The organism is uncultured Amaricoccus sp. (assembly GCF_937858865.1).
Taxonomy (GTDB): Bacteria; Pseudomonadota; Alphaproteobacteria; order Rhodobacterales; family Rhodobacteraceae; genus Amaricoccus.
In genome coordinates, this window is the sequence record NZ_CALLYO010000481.1 from 1 (window position 1) to 3678 (window position 3678).

At 70.2% G+C, this 3678-nt stretch carries 4 protein-coding genes; all 4 read right to left on the reverse strand.

The features are described 5' to 3' along the window. The coding region (locus tag Q0112_RS14085) for an NAD-dependent epimerase (protein WP_297976326.1) at positions 1-1018 on the reverse strand (1018 nt) is incomplete at its 3' end. Between the two features lies 1 nt (position 1019). Further along, positions 1020-2363 (reverse strand): UDP-glucose/GDP-mannose dehydrogenase family protein, encoded by a 1344-nt coding sequence (locus Q0112_RS14090; protein WP_297976328.1) that lies wholly within the window; start codon positions 2361-2363, stop codon positions 1020-1022. 10 nt (positions 2364-2373) lie between these two features. Further along, positions 2374-3372, reverse strand: a complete 999-nt coding sequence (locus Q0112_RS14095) for an NAD(P)-dependent oxidoreductase (protein ID WP_297976330.1) — start codon at positions 3370-3372, stop codon at positions 2374-2376. Between the two features lie 24 nt (positions 3373-3396). Beyond that, positions 3397-3678: UDP binding domain-containing protein (locus Q0112_RS14100; protein WP_297976332.1), on the reverse strand; the 282-nt coding region annotated here is incomplete at its 5' end.

Consider the following 3678-nt stretch of genomic DNA (forward strand, 5'->3'; position numbering starts at 1 on the left):
CGCCGTAGTAGCCGCGGTACCAGTCGACGAAGCGGGCGACGCCCTTCGAGATCGGCGTCGCCGGGCGCCAGTTGACGGCGCGGGCGAGGCGGGTCGAATCGGCGTAGGTGTCGCGCACGTCGCCGGGCTGCATCGGCAGGAGCTCGCGGATCGCCGGCTTCCCGAGCGCCGCCTCGAGCTCGGCGATGAAATCGGAGAGCCCGACCGGGGCGTTGTTGCCGATGTTGTAGAGGCGGAAGGGCGCGTCGGAGGTGGCGGGGTCCGGCTGCGCCGGGTCCCAGTCCGGGTCGGGGGTCGCCACCCGGTCGCTGGCGCGGATCACCCCCTCGACGATGTCGTCGACATAGGTGAAGTCGCGGCTCTGCCGCCCGTGGCCGTAGACCTTGATCGGCCGCCCCTCGAGGATGGCCGAGGCGAAGAGCATCGGCGCCATGTCCGGCCGCCCCCAGGGGCCGTAGACGGTGAAGAACCTGAGGCCCGTGGTCGGCAGCCGGTAGAGGTGGCTGTAGGCATGCGCCATCAGCTCGTTCGACCGCTTGGTGGCGGCGTAGAGCTGCAGCGGATGGTCGACCCCCTGGCCCTCGGTGAAGGGCATGCTGGCGTTGGCGCCGTAGACGCTCGAGGTCGAGGCGTAGGTGAGATGCGCCACCTGCGCCTGCCGGCAGGCCTCGAGGACGTGGATGAAGCCGACGACGTTCGACTGCACGTAGGCGAAGGGATTCTCGAGGCTGTAGCGCACGCCGGCCTGGGCGGCGAGGTGGATCACCCGGTCGAAGCGGTGCCCGGCGAAGACCGCCTCGACCGCCGCCCGGTCGGCGAGGTCGGCGCGGTGGAAGGCGTAGGGGCTGCCGGTCCCGGCCGCGGCCCGCTCCAGCTCGGCGAGGCGGTCCTCCTTGAGCGCCGGGTCGTAATAGTCGTTGACGACGTCGATCCCCACCACCGCGTCGCCGCGGGCGAGGAGCGCCCTGGCGACGTGGAAGCCGATGAAGCCGGCGTTGCCGGTGACGAGGACCTTCATCTCAGGCGGCGGCCCCGATGCCCGCGCCGCGGCCGATGGCGTAGTAGGTGAAGCCGCGCCGCTTCATCCGCTCCGGGTCGTAGAGGTTGCGCCCGTCGAAGACGACGGGCTGGGCGAGCCGCTCGGCGAGGAGGTCGAAGTCGGGCGCCCGGAAGGCCTGCCACTCGGTCAGGATGACGAGGGCGTCGGCCCCCTTCAGCGCCGCCTCCTTGGTGCCCGTCAGGACGAGGTCGTCGCGGTCGCCGTAGATGCGCTGCGCCTCCTCCATCGCCTCGGGGTCGTAGGCCTGCACCTTTGCGCCGGCCGCCCAGAGCGCCTCCATCAGCACGCGGGAGGCCGCCTCGCGCATGTCGTCGGTCTGCGGCTTGAAGGCGAGGCCCCAGAGGGCGAAGGTCCTGCCCGCGAGATCGCCGCCGAAGTGCTTCGAGATCTTCTGGAAGAGGACGGTCTTCTGCGTGTCGTTGCGCTCCTCGACCGCGGCGAGCACCTTCGGCTCGAAGCCGACGCTGCGCGCGGTGTGGATGAGCGCCTTCACGTCCTTGGGGAAGCAGGAGCCGCCGTAGCCGGCGCCGGGGTAGATGAACTGGTAGCCGATGCGCTGGTCGGCGCCGATCCCCTGGCGCACCATCTCGACGTCGGCCCCGAGCCTTTCGGCGAGGCCGGCCATCTCGTTCATGAAGCTGATCTTGGTCGCCAGCATGCAGTTGGCGGCGTATTTGGTCAGCTCCGCCGAGCGCACGTCCATGACGATGATCTTCTCGTGGTTGCGGCCGAAGGGGGCGTAGACCTCGCGCAGGAGCTCCTCGGATCCCTTGTCGGAGGTGCCGATGACGATGCGGTCGGGGCGCATGCAGTCGGCGACCGCGGCGCCCTCCTTCAGGAACTCCGGGTTCGAGACCACGTCGAAGGCGAGATCGGAGCCCTTCGCCTTCAGCACCTCGGCGATCCTGGCCCGCACCTTGTCGGCGGTGCCGACCGGCACGGTCGACTTGGTGACGACGACCTTGGGCTCGGTCATGTGCGTGGCGATGGTCGCGGCCACCCCGAGCACGTACTTGAGGTCGGCCGAGCCGTCCTCGTCGGGGGGCGTGCCCACGGCGATGAACTGGATCCTGCCGTGGCGGACCCCCTCGGCGGCGTCGGTGGTGAAGAGGAGCCGCCCCTCGGCGTGGTTCTTCCGCACCATCTCCTCGAGGCCGGGCTCGTAGATCGGGATCCGCCCCGCCTTCAGCCCCTCGATCTTCTTCTCGTCCACGTCGACGCAGAGCACGTGATGGCCGACCTCGGCCAGCACCGCCCCCTGCACCAGGCCGACGTAGCCCGTCCCGAAAACCGTGATCCGCATGCTTCCCTCGCTACGGCTTCAGCGCCAGGTACCAGGGCGTCGCCCGCGCCCAGGCCACCGTCTTCGCGATGCCCTCCCGTGCCGTGGTCGTGGCCTTCCAGCCGAGCAGGCGCTCGGCCTTCCCGACCGCCGGCACGCGCCGGCCGATGTCCTCGTAGACCGCGCCGTACTTCTCGCGGGTGTCGATCGGCACCGGCTCGAGGTCGGAGCCGGCGGCCTCGAGCACCATGCCGACGACCTCGGCCATCGTGTTCTCGGTCGAATTGCCGATGTTGAAGACCTCGCCGATCGCCTCCGGCCTCGTCGCCGCGGCGATCACCCCCTCGATCGCGTCCTCGACGTAGGTGAGGCAGCGGGTCTGGGTGCCGCCGTCGTAGAGGTCGGGGCGCACCCCGTTCAGCACCCGCTGCACGGTCTGGCTGACGACGTAGATCGGCGTCTGCCGCGGCCCGTAGACGTTGAAGAAGCGCACGATGGAGAAGGGGAGGCCCGTCTTGCGGTGGACGCCGTAGAGCATCTGCTCGCAGACCCCCTTGGAGGCGGCGTAGCTCCAGCGGTCGACCGAGGTGGCGCCGAGCACGCGGTCGTCGTCCTCCTTCCAGGGCACTGCCGGGTTGCGGCCGTAGATCTCGGAGGTCGAGGTGAAGAGGATGCGTACGTCATGCTCGACGGCGAGCGCGATCAGGTGCCGCGTGCCGATGATCGCGATGTCGATGAGCGAGAGCGGGTCCTCCATGTAGCGGCGGACGCCGACCACCGAGGCGAGGTGGTAGAGGACCGCGGCCTCGGGGCGGAAGAAGGCCTCGATCGTCGCGCGGTCGCGGATGTCGCCCTGCATGTAGTGGAAGTTCGGATGCGCCCGCACCGCCTCGAGGTTGCGCGCGGCGTCGAGCGGCGCGATGTCGAGGCCGTGCACGACATGGCCGAGCGCCAGCAGCCGCTCGATCAGGAAGCTGCCGACGAAGCCGGCCGCGCCGGTCACCATCACGACCTCGGGATTTTTCGCCATACTCGTTGTCCCTCGTGAAAAACCCTAGCGGCCGACGCCCATGTAGGTGAGGCCCGCCGCCTCGAGCTCGGCGATCCTGCCGCGCGGATAGTAGATGCGCCCGTCGTAGATGAGCGCCCCCGGGGCGAGGGCGGCGAAGTCGGCGGCGGTGATGCCGGTGAATTCGTCGTGCCCGGCGAGGATGAGGACGGCGTCGGCGCCCTCGATCGCCTTCCGCCAGTCGGGCTCGAGCGTTATGCCGTGGTGCGCCGCCTCGGCGGGGGTGACCATGGGGTCGCAGATCCTGAGCGTGCAGCCGGTGGCGCG

Excerpts from the sequence above, each read along its gene's own strand:
- Q0112_RS14090 (WP_297976328.1), bottom strand. The coding sequence starts at position 2,363 with ATGCGGATCACGGTTTTCGGGACGGGCTACGTCGGCCTGGTGCAGGGG.
- Q0112_RS14095 (WP_297976330.1), bottom strand. The coding sequence starts at position 3,372 with ATGGCGAAAAATCCCGAGGTCGTGATGGTGACCGGCGCGGCCGGCTTC.